Origin of the sequence: Micromonospora kangleipakensis (genome assembly GCF_004217615.1) — a bacterium.
GTDB classification, from domain to species: Bacteria; Actinomycetota; Actinomycetes; order Mycobacteriales; family Micromonosporaceae; genus Micromonospora; species Micromonospora kangleipakensis.
In genome coordinates this window covers 74,606-91,246 of sequence record NZ_SHLD01000001.1, presented here as the reverse complement: position 1 = coordinate 91,246, position 16,641 = coordinate 74,606, and the positions used below count along the sequence as shown (strand labels likewise).

The window sequence follows — 16,641 nt, the reverse complement described above, 5'->3', positions numbered from 1 at the left end:
GCCCGGGTCGCCGGCGGCGCGATCCCCGGGGCGGTCGTCCGTGGCGGAGGAAAAGTTCCCGGCCGGCCCGGAATGCGAGCGTCACCACCGTCACCGACCGTGCGCGGGCCGGCACCACGTCCGGCGGTACCGTGGGGCCATGACCGAGCAGCGACCCGTCACGCAGACGTACGCCGTCACCGGGATGACCTGCGAGCACTGTGTGCGGGCGGTCACCGCGGAGCTGACCACCCTGCCCGGCGTCGAGGAGGTCCGGGTGGACCTCTCCACCGGCACCGCCACCGTCACCAGCGCCGACCCGCTGCCGGTGGAGTCGGTCCGGGCAGCCGTCGACGAGGCGGGCTACGAGTTGGCCGGCGGCGTTGCCTGAGCCGTCGCCCGCCGGACCGGCGGCCCCGGCCGACCCCGTGCTGGCGGTCGGCCCCGGCGTCCCGGTGGGGGAGCCGCCCGTCGGGCCGGACCGGGCCACCCTGCGGTTGGCGCTGGTGGTCGGCGGGCTGCTGCTCGCCGTGCTGCTCGGCTTCGGCCTCGGCCGGCTGAACCCGCCGCCGAGCACGGCGTCCGGCGCGGCCCCGGCGGCCGGCGGGCACACCCACCCGCCCGGCACCGGTGTCCATTCGCACGGCGGGGCGGCCGTCGACCAGGGCACCGCCGCGGACGCCGCCGGCCTTTCGGTCAGCGCGGCCGGCTACACCCTCACCCCGTCGACCGTGGAGTTCCCGGTCGGCCGGGCCGGTGAGCTGCGGTTCCAGATCCGGGACGAGCGGCGGCGGGCGGTCACCCGGTTCGCCGTCGTGCACGACAAGCCGATGCACCTGATCGTGGTCCGCCGCGACCTGACCGGATACCAGCACCTGCACCCGACCATGGCGGCGGACGGCACCTGGTCGGTGCCGCTGACCCTGACCCAGCCGGGCGTCTGGCGGGCGTACGCGGACTTCACCGCGGTCGCCGACGACGGCGGGCAGACCGCCGTCACGCTCGGGACCGACCTGACCGCCCCCGGCGGGTACGCGCCCCGCCCGCTGCCGGCGCCGGCCACCACCGGCACGGTCGACGGGTTCACCGTCGGCTACGAGGGGACCCCGAAGGCGGGGGAGTCGACGCCGTTGCGGTTCCGGGTCCGCGCCGGTGACGCCGCCGCGCCGCTGGAGCGCTACCTCGGCGCGTACGGCCACCTGGTCGCGCTCCGCGAGGGCGACCTGGGCTATCTGCACGTACACCCGGAGACCGGGCGGGACGGCGATACGGTGACGTTCCAGCTGACCGTGCCGGGGCCCGGCCGCTACCGGATGTTCCTGGACTTCCAGGTGGCCGGGGTGGTGCACACCGCCGGCTTCACGGTGACGGTGCCCTGACCGCTCAGCCGGCCCGACGGACCGGGCGGCGGGCCAGGTAGCGGAGCAGGTCACGGATGTGGTGCTTCTCCTCGGCGGGGACGCTGGGATCGGCCAGCCGCTCCAGGATCACCCGGACGTCCGCCTCCACCGGCGCGTCCTCGGCGCGGCGACGCGGCGTGGGGCCGGCGTCCGGCAGCCCGAGGGCCCGGAAGGCGGCGGCCACCGGCAGGTCGAGGGCGGCGCAGAAGCCGCGCACCTTGGCCAGCTCGGGGTAGTCCTGCCAGTCACCGGCGAGCCAGCGAAACACGGTGGACCGGCCCACGCCGGTGTGCGTGGCCAGGTCGGTCACCGTCCAGCCGCGCTCTTCGCGGGCGTCGTCGATGGCGCGGCGCACGAAACGCGCGAACGCCATCTGCGGCGATACCTCTGCGGAACCCATATCCCTGCGGGGTCTTCCTTCCCGACCGGAGCACCGGACGATGCGCCTAAGAGGGTAGTACGACCCGACGCGGAGGCAACCGACCGATCGGTCCGACCGTCCCGTGGGCGGGACTGCCGGGGCCGGCGGGGCGGCTCCGCCTTCGGGCGGGGGCGTCGGGAACCGCGGCGCCGAGCGGCGCCGTTAGGCCGGCGGCCCGTCGGTCGCCGCCCCGGAGAGCAGGGTCTCCAGCCGCGGCGTGACGTGCCACTGGTCGACCAGCTCCCGGTACTCCGCCCGCTGCGCGTCGGTCGGGGCCGTCCCGGTCCGGCGGGCCCGGATCAGCAGGTTCCGCGGGGTGTGCCGGGAGTCGACGAACTCGACCACCTCCGCCCGGTAGCCGTGCAGCCGGAGCAGCCCGGCCCGGAGCGCGTCGGTCAGCACGTCCGCGAACCGCTCCCGCAGGATGCCCTGCCGGGTGAGCAGCTCGTACGGCGCGGGCGCCGGCCGGGAGCGGAGTTGGGCCGCGATGTCGTGGTGGCAGCAGGGCGCGGCGAGCACCCAGCGGGCGCCCCACCAGACGGCGCGGGCCAGCGCCTCGTCGGTGGCGGTGTCGCAGGCGTGCAGCGCCAGCACCAGGTCCGGGGCCGGCTCGACCACCGCGTCGGCGATGGTGCCGGCGACGAAGCGGACCTGGTCCGCCCAGCCCAGCCGCTCGGCCAGCTCGGTGTTGCGCCGGCGCTGGTCCTCGCGTACGTCCACGCCGACCAGCTCCACCTCCAGCCCGCGGGCGGTGAGGTACCGGTGGGCCGCGAAGGTCAGGTACGCGTTGCCGCAGCCCAGGTCGACCACGCGCAGCGGGCCGGTCAGGTCGTCCGGCAGGGTCGCGGCCAGCGCCCGGAGGAACGCGTCCACCTGGCGGCGCTTCGCCGCCGAACCGCCGATCTCGGCGAAGATCGGGTCGCCCGGATCGAGCAGGTAGTCCTTCTCCCGGTCGTGACCGCCCGGCTCGGCCGCCGGCCGGCTGGCCGCCGCCCGGTGCACCTGCGCCTCGCCCGACTTGGTGACCCGCAGTTGCAGCGTCGCGTCGGCAGTCTCCACGTGCCAGTTGCCGAACGGCTCGGCCAGCAGCGCGTCAATTGCCGCGCCGGCCTCCGCGCCGGGCGCCACGTTCCGCGTGTACGGCCGGGCTCCGTCGGAGGTGGAGATCTGCAGGCGCGGGCCGGCCTTGAGGGTGACCGGCCGCAGCTCGGCGCGGACCACCGAGGGCCGCAGCCCCCGGCGTCGTCCGGCGGCGACCGCCCGGGTCAGGGCGGGGTCGAGCAGCAGCGCCTTGACCTCGGTCAGGGCGGCGTCCAGCGGTTCCGGCATCGCTCCATCATCCTTCCCGGCCGCCGGCTTCCCCGGCGGGCCGGTCGTGAGTGTCCTGTGGCACCCCTCCGCCCCGCTCGCGGTGGCAGGGAGTGCCGGTGCTGGGTGTCCTCTCGGCATGCTTTGCTCTGCTTCAGCCGCCGCAACACCTGGCGGGCGATGGTGTTGCCTCCGCTGCAGCAGAGCAAAGGGCGCCAGTGGGGTGTCCCTCCTCCGAGCGCCGGCAGCCCGGCCCGGCCGCGTGGGCCCCGGACAGCCGACGTCCCCCGTACCGGGGGACCGGTGCGGGGGACGTCGGGGTGTCGCAGAGGTCAGTCGGCGGTCGCCTCGGCCGGCGTACCGGCGCCCGAACCACCGGCACCACGGCGGCGCCGGCGGCGACGCGGCTTCGCGGCCGCCTCGCCCTCGGCGGAGGCCGCCGCGGCCGGCTCGGCGCCGCCCTCGGCGGTGATCACCGCGGTGGGCTCGCCGGCCACCGCCTCGCCGGCCCGGCGACGCCGCCGGCGCGGGGTACGGGTGCCCTCCTCGGCGGAGGCGTCGGCGGGCGTTCCGCCCGCCGGCGTGGCCGCCGCGTCGCCGCCCCGGCCCCGGTCACGCTCGCGGTCGCCGCGCTCGCCCCGGCCACGGCTCTCACCGCGTCGGGAGCCGCGGCTCTCACCGCGCCGGGACCGGCCACCGCCGAGGTCCTCCTCGACCTCCGCCGCCAGCCCGGCGCGGGTGCGCTCGGCGGTCGGCAGGGTGCCGGTGACGTCCCGGGAGATGTCCAGGTCGGTGTAGAGGTGCGGAGAGGTGTGGTACGTCTCCGCCGGCTCCGGCATCTCCAGCCCGAGCGTCTTGTCGATGATCCGCCAGCGGGGCATGTCGTCCCAGTCGACGAAGGTCACCGCGACACCGGTCGCCCCGGCCCGGCCGGTACGACCGATCCGGTGGGTGTAGGTGTCCTGGTCCTCGGGGCAGTCGTAGTTGATGACGTGGGTGACGCCGGTGACGTCGAGCCCGCGCGCCGCCACGTCGGTGGCGACCAGGATGTCGATCTTGCCCGCGCGGAACGCCCGCAGCGCCCGCTCCCGGGCGCCCTGGCCCAGGTCCCCGTGGACGGCGGCGACCGCGAAGCCGCGGAAGTCGAGGTCCTCGGCGACCCGGTCGGCGGCCCGCTTGGTCCGGGTGAAGATCATGGTCAGGCCGCGACCCTCCGCCTGCAGGATGCGCGCGACGATCTCGACCTTGTTCATCGAGTGCGTGCGGTAGACCAGCTGCTGGGTCTGCGGCGACGGGCCGGTCTCGGCGGTGTGCCCGGCGTGGATGGTCACCGGCCGGCGCAGGAAGCGCCGGGACAGGGCGACGATCGGGTCCGGCATGGTGGCCGAGAAGAGCATGGTCTGCCGGTCCTCCGGCAGCATCGCGAGGATCTTCTCGACGTCGTCGAGGAAGCCCAGGTCGAGCATCCGGTCGGCCTCGTCGAGGACCAGCGCGCGCACCCGGTCGAGCCGCAGGTGCTTCTGCTTCTGCAGGTCCATCAGCCGGCCGGGCGTGCCGACCAGGATCTCGACGCCCCGGCGGAGCGCCTCGATCTGCGGCTCGTACGCCACGCCGCCGTAGATCGGCAGCACCCGGATGCCCCGCGTGCGACCGGCGGCGTCGAGGTCCTTGGCGACCTGGATGCCCAGCTCGCGGGTGGGGACGACGACCAGCGCCTGCGGCACGCCGTCGCCGCCCTCGGCGGGGGCGAAGACCCGCTCCAGCAGCGGTACGCCGAAGCCGAGGGTCTTGCCGGTGCCGGTCGGCGCCTGGCCGATCAGGTCGACGCCGCGCAGCGCGATCGGCAGCGCGTACTCCTGGATGGCGAACGCACGGGTGATGCCGGCGGCGGCCAGCGCCTCGACGGTCTCCTGGCGGGCGCCGAGTTCGGCGAAGGTGGGAGCTTCCGGACGGACCGGAGCGGTGGGAGCCAGTTCCTGGCCCGCGTTGTCCTGAATCTGCTCGCTCATATGGATTTGGGGGTGCCCTCTCGTGGTGCGCCCCGTCATGTCCTCAGGGCGCGATCGGTGTGGCGCGGGCCACACGGTCGGGCGGAATGCCGAGCCGGACCGGGCCGCACGCGCGCCGCGGGTCGGGTGCGACCAGTTCACTGATCGGATCGACGCCCACGGCAACTGTTACATACTACCTGAACCCCCTGGTGGCCGTCCCTGTTCCAGGCGGCGGTGCGGCATCCGGGGGTTACCGGTGTGACCTGCGCCACAAGCCAGCGGGACCGCCGTGTCACGCGGGCGGACGGTAGCCTGCGCTCGTGTCCGCCCCGACCGCGCCCGACCCCGCCCTCGTCGACCTGCTCGGCCTGGTGGCGTACGGGGAACTGCTCGCCTTCGACCGGCTGGCCGCCGACGCCCGGCTCGCCCCGGACCTGCGCCGCCGGGCCGCGCTGAGCGAGATGGCCGCGGCCGAGATCGGCAACTACCGGCGGATCGCCGACCGGCTCTCGGCGCTCGGCGTGCCGCCCGACGACGCGATGGCCCCGTACGTCGGGCCGCTCCAGGCGTACCACGACTCGACCGAGCCGAAGGACTGGCTGGAGGCGGTGACCAAGGCGTACGTCGGCGACGCCATCACCGACGACTTCCTCCGGGAGATCGCCGACGGCCTGGCCGAGCCGGACCGCCAGCTCGTCCTCAACGTCCTGCACGACTCCCGGTACGCCGAGTTCGCCGCCGCCGAGATGCGGGCGGCGATCGAGGTCGACCCGCGGGTGGCCAACCGGCTCTCGATGTGGGCCCGGCGGCTCGTCGGGGAGGCGCTCTCCCAGGCCGGGCGGGTCGCGGCCGCGGACCGGGGCGCGCTCACCGCGCTGATCACCCGGCGGGAAGGCGTGGACGTGCCGGCGCTGTTCCGGCGGCTGACCGCCGCGCACACCGCGCGGATGACCGCCGCCGGGCTGAACAACTGAGCCGCCCCCGGCGTGCCGCGCGGCAGGGACGCGGGCGCGTCACCTGCCGCGGCGACCGGATCGTCAGCGGACGGTGAACCCGACCGCGCGGGGCGCGGCCTCCGCGATCTCGACGTAGGCGACCTTGTTGACCGGCACGATGACCCGCCGGCCCTTCTCGTCGGTCAGGGAGAGGGTGCCCTCGTCCTTGGCGAAGGCGTCGGTCACGATCTGCTCGATCTCGGCCGGCGTCTGCGCGCTCTCCAGGACCAGCTCGCGCGGCGCGTACTGCACGCCGATCTTGACCTCCACTGTGCCTCCTCAACTGGGGCGAAAAAGCCGCCTTGGGAAGGCTATCCGATCTGGCGGCCCGATGTTCAGGCTGACTCACCTTGCAGCGGGAAGCTGGCGATGCCCCGCCAGGAGAGCGCGGCGACCAGCGCCTCCGCCTCGGCCTTCGGCACCTGCCGGCCGCCGGCCAGCCAGAACTGCGCCGCCGTCTCCGCCGCCCCGACCAGGCCGGAGGCGAGCAGCTCGGCGTGCGCTCGGCTGACGCCGGTGTCCGAGATGATGGTGTCGGTGATCGCCGCGATGCAGCCCTGCTCGACCCGCTCCACCCGCTGCCGGACGGCCGGGTCGTTGCGCAGGTCCGACTCGAAGACCAGGCGGAACGCCTCGCTCTCGTGGTCGACGAAGTCGAAGTACGCGCGCACCGACGCGCTGACCCGCTCCTTGTTGCTGTTGTTGCCGCGCATGGCGTCCTGCACCCGGGCGACGATCGCGTCGCAGTGCGTGTCCAGCAGCGCCAGGTAGAGCTCCATCTTGCCCGGGAAGTGCTGGTAGAGCACCGGCTTGGAGACCCCCGCCCGCTCGGCGATGTCGTCCATCGCCGCAGCGTGGTACCCCTGGGCGACGAACACCTCCTGGGCGGCCGCGAGCAGCTGCTTGCGCCGCGCCGAACGCGGCAGGCGGGTGGGCCGGCCGGCGGTCTGTGCACCGTTCCCCACAGCGGTCATGGGAGCCTCCGAGTTTCTTCGTACGAGCCGGCATTTATCACCCGAACCGGTCCGGGTTCGTGACCCGGCCCGGAATTGGCCCGCCGCTGTAACTTATCGCCACTGTCACCACACGGTAGCCTCACCGGGGGCGACCAAGGAGCGCGCGGTGACTGAATCAGGGCAACCCGGAGCCGCCACCCCGGGAGAGCACGGCGACGGGACGGGTCAGCGGGACGACCTGGCCCGTTCCGTCAGCGGGTGGGCGCCCCGGGCAGCCGGCTGGTCCCGCGGCGGGGAGGCCGGCCGCGAGCCGGGGCCCGTCTGGCGGCGCCCCGAGCCCACCGCCGGCTGGGCCGCCTCGTCCACCCGTCACGGCGACCTGCCGGCCCCGCTGGCCGGCCTGCCCGCCGAGGAGCCGCCGGCCCGGGTCAACGGCCGTCCCCACGTCAACGGCGTACGCCACGCCGAGGAGGAGCCGCCCGTGACCCGCCAGGCGCCGGTGAGTGCCCCGCCCGCAGGCGAGCCGCGGCGGGATCTCGACGCCGACCGGCTGGTCGTACCGGCCCAGCGGCCGGCCCCCGCGGTGGAGCAGCCGTCCGCCGACGCCGAGCCCGGCCCGGCCCGGCACGCCTCGGACGACCCGCCGGCCAGCCGCGGCTCCTCGCGCTGGGCGGAAGGGACCGTCCCGTCCTCCGCGCCGCCGGCCGTGCAGGTGCCGCCGGTCGGCACCGCCGCCGCCGGGTTCGAGGTGCCGCCCGGCTTCCACGCCCCGATCGTCGAGCGCGGCGCTCCCGAACCGGCCCCGTCGCTGTCCCGCGGGTGGACCGACCGGCTCCCCCCGGAGCCGCCCGCCACCGAACCGGCCGAGCGCCGCGCCGCGTCCGCCGAGGAGCCGGGGTGGCGCGCCGAGCCGGCCGACCACCGGGCCGCGTCCGCCGAGGAGCCGGCGTGGCGCGCCGAGCCGCCTGAGCACCGTGCCGCGTCCGGCGAGGAGCCGGGGTGGCGCGCCGCCGAGCCGGCCGACGAGCGCCGCGCCGGGCCCCCGGCGGAGCCGGAGTGGCCGGGTCCGAGCTGGAACCGGCCGAGCTGGGGCAGCGGCTGGGCGCCGCCGTGGCCCCGCGACGACGAGCCGACCGGCCGCCGCGCCCGCGACGAGCGGGCCGTCGAGTGGGCGCCCGAGCCGACCCGGCCGTACGAGCCGGTGCGCGCGGAGCCCGCCCCGCCGTACGAGCCGGTGCGGGCCGAGCCGGCGCCGGCGTACGAGGCGCCGCCGGCCGAGCCGGTCCGGCCGTACGAGGTCGCCCGGACCGACGTCGAGCCCCGCCCGCCGTACGAGCGGGAGAACACCGACCGACCGTCGTGGGCCGGCGGTGCCCCCGCGGCCACGCCGTTCAGCCCCCCGCCGCACGCCGCCCCGACCAGCGCCCCGCCGGTCCCGCGCAGCGCCTCGCCGGTCCCGCGCAGCGCCCCGACCAGCGCCCCGCCGGTCCCGCGCAGCGCCCCGACCAGCGCCCCGCCGGTCCCGCGCACCGCCCCGGCCAGCGCCCCGCCGTACGCGGCGCCCGCCAACGTCGCGCCGGCGCCCCGGGAGGCGCCCGGCGGCGCCCCGGCGTACGCCGTCCCGGCCAGCGCTCCGCCCGCCGCCTACGACCCGCAGTCCGCCGGGCCCGATCCGGTCCTCCCCGGGGCCGCCCGGTCCGCCGAGGAGCGGAACGTCCGGCCGTTCCGACTGCGTCCAGAGGCCGGGGAGGTCCCCGCGACACCTCCCACCGGGACGGGCGGCCATCCGCCGCCCCCCGCCGGCCCGGGCCCCGCCACCGCCACGAGCGGAGTGGCCCGCTTCGACCGCGCCCCGGCGCCCGCCCCGACGAGCGCACCCCCCTACGCGGCCCGCCGGTCCGCCCCCGAACCGGTGCCGACGGCCGAGCCGGTCGCCGACACCGGGCCGGACGACGCGGCGTTGGCGATACTGCCGCAGCGCGTCCCCGCCGAACCGGACGTGCCCGTCGTGCCGGAGCCGCCAGCCGTGGAGCCATCCGCCGAAACCCCCGAACTCGCCCGGATCGCCACCCACCTGCGTCGTGACGACGAGCCCGCGCCGCTGCGGGAGCGACCCGAGGGGTTCGACGTCAACGCCATCCTCGACGCTGTCCGGGAGGTCGCCGGCGTCCGGGACGCCGCCCTGCGCCGGACCCCGGCCGGCGCGCACAGCCTCCGGCTCGACCTGACCGACGGCGCCGACCCGGCCGAGGTGAGCCGCCAGGTGGCGCGGCTGCTCCAGGACCGGATGGGGCTGGCCGCCGCCCCGCAGAACCTGCCGGGGATGCCGGCCACGCCGCCGCCCCCGGTCCGCCGTCGCTCCGCCGAGGGGCGCGCCGACCGGGGAGCCGCGGAGGCGCGGCCCGCCGAGGAGCGCGCCGACGCGTCGCGTACCGGCCCGGCCCGGGCGGACGCGCGGGCGGCGGAGAGCCGCTTCGGCCAGGAGCCCGAGGGGCGGGCCGGCCGGGCCGCCGACACCTCCGCCGACGGGCGGGAGGGCCGGAACGAGCCACGTGCCGAGCCGGAGTCGCCGCGCCGGCGCCGCCAGCTCGCGCCCCACCGGGGCCGGGCCACGGTGGAGGAGACGTCGCTGGCCGCCGCGCCGGCCGGTACGCCCACCGCCAGCCCGGCGATGCTCGGCACGTCGTACTCCGGTGGCCAGATGACCACGACGGAGACCGCCCCCTCCCGACCGCTGGACACCGGCGGCGCGCCGGGGCCCCGGGTGGTGATCGACCACGTCCAGGTGAGCACCTTCGGCCTCGACGCCACCGTCGAGGTACGCCTGATCGCCGGCGACGAAACCGCCGAGGGCCACTCCACCGGCCCGGCGGTCGACGGCTACGTGCTGCGGCTCTGCGCGGTGGCCGCCGCGGCGGCCGTGGACGAGCTGCTGCGCGGCGCCGCCCAGCCGGCGGACCGGGGGCGCTGCTTCGTGGAGCACACCGCCGTGGTGCCGTTCGGCAACTGCGAGGTCGCCACCGTGGTCGTGCTGCTGGTCTGCGACGGGTGGGTGGAGCAGCTGGCCGGCTCCGCGCTGGTCGCCGGTGACCCCCGGCAGGCGGTGGTCCGGGCGACGCTGGCCGCCGTGAACCGCCGGCTCGAGGCGTTGCTGGCCTGATCCGCGGCCGGTGTGGGTCGGGGGTGGCGTGGGAAACACTGGGAGCATGAAGCGTGCCACCCTCTGGCCGGACCATCTCCTGCCGGCGCACCACGTGCCGCCGCCCTGGCCCGGCCGTGCGGTACGCCTCGATGGCACGGTCACCTACGTACGGGACACTCCGGCCACCGCGCCCGGCGCGGAGCCGGCGCTCTACGTGCACGGCCTCGGCGGCTCGTCGCAGAACTGGACGGACCTGGCCGGTCTGCTCGCCGACCGGCTCGACGGCCAGGCCATCGACCTGCCGGGCTTCGGGCGCAGCGAGCCGGGCCGGCGCTACACGATCCCCTCCTTCGCCGAGCGGGTGGTGCGCTGGATCGAGCACAGCGACCGGGGACCGGTGCACCTCTTCGGCAACTCGCTGGGCGGGGCGATCTCGGTGCAGGTCGCGGCGTCGCGGCCGGACCTGGTGCGGACGTTGACCCTGATCTCCCCGGCGCTGCCGTTCCTGGACTTCCGGCGGTCCCTCCAGGGGCGGATGCTGCCGCTGCTGGCGATCCCCCGGGGCGAGCGGCTGGCCGCCTGGCGGCTGGCCCAGCTCGCTCCGGAGGTGACGGCCCAGCAGGTGATGGAGGCCTGCGTCGCCGACCTGACCCGGATCAGCGAGCAGCGCCGGCAGGAGGCGGTCGAGGAGATCCGGATCCGCTACGAGGCCGCGCACTACGCCGCCGCGTACGTCCGGACGTTCCGCGGTCTGGTCTCCAGCTTCCTGCGGTCGTACCTGCCCGGGTCGGGTTCGCTCTGGCGGCTGGCCGCCACGGTGCGGGCGCCCACGCTGGTCGTCGGCGGGCGGCACGACCGGCTGGTCGACGTCCGGGTGGCGCCGCAGGCCGCCCGGGTGATCCCGGACAGCCGGCTGCTGATGCTCGACGGGGTCGGACACGTGGCGCAGCTGGAGGTGCCGCGCACGGTGGCGCGGGCGGTGCTGGGGCTGCTCGGCGAAACGGAGGAGAGCGCCCGGGGCCACGACATGGCAGGCTGAGCCGGATGCCCAGCTCCCCCCCGCCACGCCACGGTGCCGCGCGGCCCGCTCCCGCCGTCCGTCCGACCGCTCGACCCGCCGCGCGCCGCTGGCGGCCGGCGATCGTGGTGGCCGCATTCCTGGTCGCCGCCGGGGTCGCCGTCGGTGTCGCGGTGCAGCGGCTGCCGGCCAGTGCCGGGGTGGTGGTGAACGACGAATGGGCCGCCCGACCGGCCGCCCGGTCGGCCGTGCCCACGCCGCCCCCGTCGCCGTCCGGGTCGCCGTCCGGCCGGCCCGTGCCGAGCCCGACGACCCCCGCGGAGCCGGTGCTGAGCCTGCCCGGCCCGGTGCCCTCGGCGGGGCGTGGCAGCTTCGGGTACGACGACCGCCAGGGCGGGGTGCTGGGCCGGTCGGGCACCCTGCGGCGCTTCCGGGTGGCGGTGGAGAACGGCTCCGGGGAGGACGTGCTCGCCTTCGGCGACGCGGTGCAGGCGGCGCTCGCCGGGCCGGGGAGCTGGGTGGACGGTGGCCAGCTGCGGTTGCAGCGGGTGCCGGCCGGTTCCGGCTACGACTTCACGATCTACCTCGCGACGGCCCGTACGGCGGGTCAGATGTGTCTGGCCGGGGGCACCGACATCCGGATCGGCGGGCGCCCGTACACCTCGTGCCGGACTCCGGGCAAGGTGATCATCAATCTGGACCGCTGGCGGCTGTCGGTGCCGCACCTGGTGAAGGCCGGGTTGCCGCTGGACCGCTACCGGCTCTACGTGATCAACCACGAGGTCGGCCACCAGTTGGGGCACCGCCACGAGCGTTGCCCGGGGGCGGGCCGGCCGGCGCCGGTGATGCAGCAGCAGACGCTCTTCCTGGACGGCTGCACGCCCAATCCCTGGCCGTATCTGGAGGGGCGGCGGTACACCGGGGCGCCGGTGTGATCGTCCTGCGGACGGCAACGGGAGGCGTTTGCGGCAAGAGCGGTAAACATGGCTGAATGCCCGAATTGCATGGCAGGCTGAGGTCATGACGTCGTCGTCCCCTTACGACCCGCCTGCCGAGCCCGACCGGGTGTCGGCCCCTCCCGGCCGTCCGCCCCGGCTCGACTTCGACCGCCCCCCGGCGGCGACCGGTCTCCCGCGGCCGGTCGGGCCGAGCCTGCGCCGGATGCGGCGTCGCCGTCGTCGTACCGTCCTGCTGCTGGTCGCCCTGCTGGCGGTGGCCGGCGCGGTGGCCGGCCTGACCGAGCTGGTCCACCGGCGGGCGGATCCGCCGGCCGGGAATCCACGGCCGGCGAACGGGTTCGGCGCGGGCGCCCGGGTGGAGCCCGGCCCGTACCCGACCGGGGCCTCCGGCAGCTTCGCCGCCGCCGACGGCCGCTCCCCGATCCGCGGGTACGACGGCCCGCTGCGCCGCTACCGGGTCGCCGTAGAGCAGGGCGCCGGGCAGGACGTGGACGTCTTCGCCGCCACGGTGGACGAGGTGCTCGGCGACCGGCGCAGCTGGATCGGCTCGGACGAGCTGCGGGTGCAGCGGGTGGCCGAGGAGGCCGCCGCCGACTTCACCATCTACCTGGCCACCCCGGCGACCTCCGAGCGGATGTGCGCCGAGGGCGGGCTGACCACCGAGCGGTACACCTCCTGCCGGATCCCCGGCCGGGTGATCATCAACCTGGCCCGCTGGATGGAGTCGGTGCCCGACTACGGCGCGCCGCTGGAGGTCTACCGCACCTACGTGATCAACCACGAGGTCGGGCACGAGTTCGGCGAGGAGCACCAGGCCTGCCCCGGGCCGGGGGCGCCGGCCCCGGTGATGCAGCAGCAGACGTACGGGCTGGACGGCTGCGTCGCGAACGCCTGGCCGTACGTCGACGGCTCCCGCTACTCGGGCGAGCCGGTCGACGGGATCTGAGTTATTCCCGCTCCCGCATGTCGGGCGACGTGTCCCTCCTCATGGCCGACCGGTGCTCCGCCGAGCGACAATGGCGCGGTTCGCCACCGCCGATCCCGGGGAGTCCACCGTGTCGTTGCCCCCGCTCGTCGAGCCCGCCGCCGAGCTGACCGTTGACGAGATCCGCCGCTACTCGCGCCACCTGATCATCCCGGACGTCGGGGTCGAGGGGCAGAAGCGGCTGAAGAACGCCCGGGTGCTCTGCGTCGGCGCCGGCGGTCTCGGCTCGCCGGCCCTGATGTACCTCGCCGCCGCGGGCGTCGGCACGCTCGGCATCATCGACTTCGACACCGTCGACGAGTCCAACCTCCAGCGCCAGATCATCCACGGCGTCTCGGACGTCGGCCGGTCCAAGGCCGAGTCCGCCGCGGCCTCGATCCGGGAGATCAACCCGCTGGTCAACGTGGAGATCCACAACACCGCGCTGGACCGGGAGAACGTCAAGGAGATCTTCTCCCAGTACGACCTGATCGTCGACGGCACGGACAACTTCGCCACCCGCTACATGGTCAACGACGCGGCGGTGCTGCTCGGCAAGCCGTACGTCTGGGGTTCGATCTACCGCTTCGACGGTCAGGCGTCGGTGTTCTGGGCCGAGCACGGCCCCTGCTACCGCTGCCTCTACCCGGAGCCCCCGCCGCCCGGCATGGTCCCGTCCTGCGCCGAGGGCGGCGTCCTCGGCGTGCTCTGCGCCTCGATCGGCTCGATCCAGGTCAACGAGGCGATCAAGCTGCTCGCCGGCATCGGTGAGCCGCTGGTGGGCCGGCTGATGGTCTACGACGCCCTGGAGATGGAGTACCGCAAGATCAAGGTCCGCAAGGACCCGAACTGCGTGCTCTGCGGCGAGAACCCGACGGTCACCGACCTGCTGGAGGACTACGAGGACTTCTGCGGCGCGGTCTCCGAGCAGGCGCAGGAGGCGGTGGTCGACGCGACCATCACCGCGCTGGAGCTGAAGGAGTGGCAGGACGCCGGCAAGGACATCTTCCTGATCGACGTCCGCGAGCCCGCCGAGTACGAGATCGTCCGGATCCCCGGCTCGACGCTGATCCCCAAGGGCGACATCCTCTCCGGCGAGGCCCTGGTGAAGCTCCCGCAGGACAAGCAGATCGTGCTGCACTGCAAGTCCGGCGTCCGCTCCGCCGAGGCGCTCGCCGCGCTGAAGGCGGCCGGCTTCCGCGACGCCGTGCACGTCCAGGGCGGCGTGCTCTCCTGGATCAAGCAGATCGACCCGTCGCTGCCCGCGTACTGAGTCGTCTCTCGAAGGGGCCCTTCCGTCGCCGGGAGGGCCCCTTCGCGTTCCCGCCGGTGGGCCGGGTCACGTCGGCCGAGCTACCGAGGCGTAACCGCGTTTGCGCCGGTAGCGTTGCCGCCGTGGTCGACTTGGACGCCGCGATCGGCTTCGTCGTGGCTCATGGTGACGCGGTGGACCGCGCTCGCCTCTCCCGGCTGCGCACCGGGGCGCCGGTGCCGGTCGAGCTGCTCGACGCGGCCGAGGCCGGGCAGACGCCGGGTGGCGGCTGGCCGGCCACCCTGGGCAGCGACGTCGCCTCCGTCGACGCGACCTGCTTCCGCCTCGGCGAGCTGGACGACCTCGGCGCGCTCGGTCGTCCGGCGGCCCGGCACGCCCTGGACTGGCTGGCCGTCCGGCAGCTCCCCGACGGCGGCTGGGACGAGGACCCGGCGCTGGCCGCGTTCGCCCCCGAGTGGGCCCGTCCCGGCGACCCGGAGGCCCAGCTCTACCTCACCGCCAACGCCGGGTTCTGGCTGACCGTCGCCGGGCTGGACGCGCGCGCCGCCGGCCCGCTGGACCACCGCGTCGGCGGGGCGTACGCCGGGGTGGTGCAGGCCGCGGCGCAGGCGCTCGCCGCGCAGCTCGCCCCGGACGGGAGTTGGCCGTCGTTCCTGCCCGCCGGCTGGTTGAGCGCGGCGGTGCTGCACCGGCAGCAGATGTACTACGAGTCGGCGCGGATCCAGGCGGTGCTGGCCGAACGGATCCCGGAGCTGTCCCCGGCCGACGTGGCGTGGCTGGCCGCGACGCTGCGCCGGGTCGAGGTGGGCGAGGAGCAGTGGCTGCTGGTCTCGGCGCGCAAGCGGCTCGCCGAGACGCAGCGCAGCGACGGTGGCTGGGACAGCGACGACGGCCACCAGTTCGACGTGCACACCACCCTGCGGGCGATCCGCGCCTGCCGCCCGGCGGTCGGGTCGGCCACCCCGGCCGGCTGAGCGGCGGCCGGCGTCAGCGCAGGTGCCCGTCCCCGGTGACCACGTACTTGGTGCTGGTCAGCTCGGGCAGCCCCATCGGGCCACGGGCGTGCAGCTTCTGGGTGGAGATGCCGATCTCCGCGCCGAAGCCGAACTCGCCGCCGTCGGTGAACCGGGTGGAGGCGTTGACCATCACCGCCGCCGCGTCGACCCGGGCCACGAACTCCCGGGCGGCGGGCTGCGAGTCGGTGACGATCGCCTCGGTGTGGCCGGTGCCGTAGCGGCGGATGTGCGCGACCGCCGCGTCCAGCGAGTCGACCACGGCGACCGAGATGTCGGCGGAGAGGTATTCGGTGCCGAAGTCCTCTTCGGTGGCCGGGACCACCGCGGCCGAGTACGCGGCCACCCGGGCGTCGCCGTGCACGGTCACCCCGGCGTCGGCGAAGGCGGCCAGCATCGGCGGCAGGAACGCGTCGGCGACGTCCGCGTGCACCAGCAGCGACTCGGCGGTGTTGCAGGTGGAGAGGCGCTGGGTCTTGGCGTTCAGGGTGACCGCGACCGCCTTGGTGAGGTCGGCGGCGGCGTCCACGTAGACGTGGCAGTTGCCCACCCCGGTCTCGATCACCGGCACCGTCGACTCCTCGACCACGGTGCGGATCAGCGACGCGCCGCCGCGCGGGATCAGCACGTCGACCAGGCCACGGGCGCGCATCAGCTCCTTGACCGAGTCGCGCGAGCTGGCGTCGAGCAGTTGCACCGCGTCCGCCGGCAGCCCGGCCCCGGCGACCGCGTCGCGGAGCACCGCGACCAGCGCCGCGTTGGAGTGCGCGGCCGAGGAGGAGCCGCGCAGCAGCGCCGCGTTGCCGGACTTCAGGCAGATCCCGGCCGCGTCCACGGTGACGTTGGGGCGGGCCTCGTAGATGATGCCGACCACCCCGAACGGCACCCGGACCTGCCGCAGCTCCAGGCCGTTGGGCAGGGTCGAGCCGCGGACCACCTCACCGACCGGGTCGGGCAGCGCGGCCATCTGGCGCAGCGCGTCGGCGATGCCGGCCACCCGGCCGGCGTCGAGCGCGAGCCGGTCCAGCACGGCCGCGGTCAGCCCGGCCTCCCGCCCGGCCGCCAGGTCCGTCGCGTTCGCGGCCAGGATCTCCGGGGTACGCGCCACCAGCGCGTCGGCCATCGCGACCAGCGCGGCGTCCTTGACCGTACGGGTGGCGACGGCCAGCGCCTCCGCCGCGTCCCGGGCCCGCCGGGCCTGCTCGACGACGCTCATCCTGCA

General features: G+C 75.9%; 15 protein-coding genes. 9 read left to right on the top strand and 6 right to left on the bottom strand.

Annotated features, from left to right (window positions below; genetic code table 11):
* The first annotated feature begins 139 nt into the window (after positions 1–139).
* Both EV384_RS00515 and EV384_RS00510 read left to right on the top strand, forming a co-directional pair.
* Positions 140–370 carry a heavy-metal-associated domain-containing protein gene (locus EV384_RS00515; RefSeq protein ID WP_130329053.1) on the top strand — a complete coding sequence of 77 codons (231 nt, stop codon included), beginning with the start codon at positions 140–142 and terminating at the stop codon, positions 368–370.
* Entirely contained in the window at positions 363–1,358 is a 996-nt protein-coding gene (locus EV384_RS00510) for a hypothetical protein (protein ID WP_423202872.1), read from the top strand. Before EV384_RS00515 ends, EV384_RS00510 begins: the two co-directional genes overlap by 8 nt.
* A gap of 4 nt (positions 1,359–1,362) precedes the next feature.
* Here EV384_RS00510 and EV384_RS00505 read toward each other — a convergent pair whose 3' ends face one another.
* The 3 genes from EV384_RS00505 to EV384_RS00495 form a co-directional block, all read right to left on the bottom strand.
* Positions 1,363–1,779: a helix-turn-helix domain-containing protein gene (locus EV384_RS00505; protein ID WP_130329051.1), complete on the bottom strand. Its 417-nt coding sequence runs from the start codon at positions 1,777–1,779 to the stop codon at positions 1,363–1,365.
* Between the two features lie 183 nt (positions 1,780–1,962).
* The gene (locus EV384_RS00500; RefSeq protein WP_130329049.1) at positions 1,963–3,129 is read right to left on the bottom strand and encodes a class I SAM-dependent methyltransferase; all 1,167 of its coding nucleotides are present in this window, start codon (positions 3,127–3,129) and stop codon (positions 1,963–1,965) included.
* Positions 3,130–3,440: 311 nt separating this feature from the next.
* The gene (locus tag EV384_RS00495; protein WP_130329047.1) at positions 3,441–5,117 is read right to left on the bottom strand and encodes a DEAD/DEAH box helicase; all 1,677 of its coding nucleotides are present in this window, start codon (positions 5,115–5,117) and stop codon (positions 3,441–3,443) included.
* A gap of 302 nt (positions 5,118–5,419) precedes the next feature.
* Between EV384_RS00495 and EV384_RS00490 the strand changes: the two genes are divergently transcribed.
* Positions 5,420–6,073 carry a ferritin-like fold-containing protein gene (locus EV384_RS00490; protein WP_130329045.1) on the top strand — a complete coding sequence of 218 codons (654 nt, stop codon included), beginning with the start codon at positions 5,420–5,422 and terminating at the stop codon, positions 6,071–6,073.
* A 63-nt stretch (positions 6,074–6,136) separates the two neighbouring features.
* Here the strand turns inward: EV384_RS00490 and EV384_RS00485 are convergent, their stop codons facing one another.
* Both EV384_RS00485 and EV384_RS00480 read right to left on the bottom strand, forming a co-directional pair.
* Positions 6,137–6,364: a DUF3107 domain-containing protein gene (locus tag EV384_RS00485; protein WP_130329043.1), complete on the bottom strand. Its 228-nt coding sequence runs from the start codon at positions 6,362–6,364 to the stop codon at positions 6,137–6,139.
* Between the two features lie 65 nt (positions 6,365–6,429).
* Entirely contained in the window at positions 6,430–7,068 is a 639-nt protein-coding gene (locus EV384_RS00480) for a TetR/AcrR family transcriptional regulator (protein ID WP_130329041.1), read from the bottom strand.
* A gap of 148 nt (positions 7,069–7,216) precedes the next feature.
* Here EV384_RS00480 and EV384_RS37125 point away from each other — a divergent pair, with 148 nt between their 5' ends.
* The 6 genes from EV384_RS37125 to EV384_RS00450 all read left to right on the top strand — a co-directional run bounded on the left by EV384_RS37125 (position 7,217) and on the right by EV384_RS00450 (position 15,380).
* On the top strand, positions 7,217–10,210 hold the full coding sequence (locus EV384_RS37125) for a hypothetical protein (protein ID WP_130329039.1): 2,994 nt from the start codon (positions 7,217–7,219) through the stop codon (positions 10,208–10,210).
* 46 nt (positions 10,211–10,256) lie between these two features.
* Positions 10,257–11,231 (top strand): alpha/beta fold hydrolase, encoded by a 975-nt coding sequence (locus tag EV384_RS00470; protein WP_130329037.1) that lies wholly within the window; start codon positions 10,257–10,259, stop codon positions 11,229–11,231.
* 5 nt (positions 11,232–11,236) lie between these two features.
* On the top strand, positions 11,237–12,145 hold the full coding sequence (locus tag EV384_RS00465; RefSeq protein ID WP_130329035.1) for a DUF3152 domain-containing protein: 909 nt from the start codon (positions 11,237–11,239) through the stop codon (positions 12,143–12,145).
* A 226-nt stretch (positions 12,146–12,371) separates the two neighbouring features.
* Positions 12,372–13,115 (top strand): DUF3152 domain-containing protein, encoded by a 744-nt coding sequence (locus EV384_RS00460; RefSeq protein ID WP_242623886.1) that lies wholly within the window; start codon positions 12,372–12,374, stop codon positions 13,113–13,115.
* Positions 13,116–13,185: 70 nt separating this feature from the next.
* Positions 13,186–14,406, top strand: coding sequence for an adenylyltransferase/sulfurtransferase MoeZ (gene moeZ / locus EV384_RS00455; protein WP_207232201.1), 1,221 nt, complete (start codon positions 13,186–13,188; stop codon positions 14,404–14,406).
* Positions 14,403–15,380, top strand: coding sequence for a squalene--hopene cyclase (locus tag EV384_RS00450; protein WP_423202938.1), 978 nt, complete (start codon positions 14,403–14,405; stop codon positions 15,378–15,380). Before moeZ ends, EV384_RS00450 begins: the two co-directional genes overlap by 4 nt.
* Before the next feature lie 13 nt (positions 15,381–15,393).
* Here EV384_RS00450 and EV384_RS00445 read toward each other — a convergent pair whose 3' ends face one another.
* On the bottom strand, positions 15,394–16,635 hold the full coding sequence (locus tag EV384_RS00445; RefSeq protein ID WP_130329027.1) for a glutamate-5-semialdehyde dehydrogenase: 1,242 nt from the start codon (positions 16,633–16,635) through the stop codon (positions 15,394–15,396).
* Positions 16,636–16,641 lie beyond the last annotated feature (6 nt).